Annotated in this window: 1 protein-coding gene; it reads right to left on the bottom strand. The window is 42.3% G+C overall.

All coding sequences use genetic code 11. The annotated features are described in order from the left end of the window. Positions 1–331: tandem-95 repeat protein (locus H4J38_RS17495; RefSeq protein WP_182133675.1), on the bottom strand; the 331-nt coding region annotated here is incomplete at both ends.

Genomic DNA, 331 nt, shown 5'->3' with positions numbered 1-331 from the left:
GTTAAGGTATCCCCATCAATATCATTATCATTGGCTAACAAGCTGGCAAAAGTGATGGTTAGTGGCTCATCTTCATTTAACGGGAACGAATCAGTGCCGGTTGTCGGTAAATCGTTTACCGCATTTATGGTTAAATTAACCGTGCCATCGACTAACGTGCCACTGCCATCGTCAATTTTATAAGTAAAGGTGTCTGTACCATTTAGGTTAGCCGTAGGCGTATAGATAAATGATGACCCGCTAACGGTTAAAACCCCTTTAGTCGCCGTTGGTATTGCGCTGGTATCAAGCGTTAAGGTATCCCCATCAATATCATTATCATTGGCTAACA

Source organism: Colwellia sp. BRX10-3, assembly GCF_014077505.1.
Classification (GTDB): Bacteria; Pseudomonadota; Gammaproteobacteria; order Enterobacterales; family Alteromonadaceae; genus Cognaticolwellia.
This window is presented reverse-complemented; position numbering and strand designations above follow the sequence as displayed.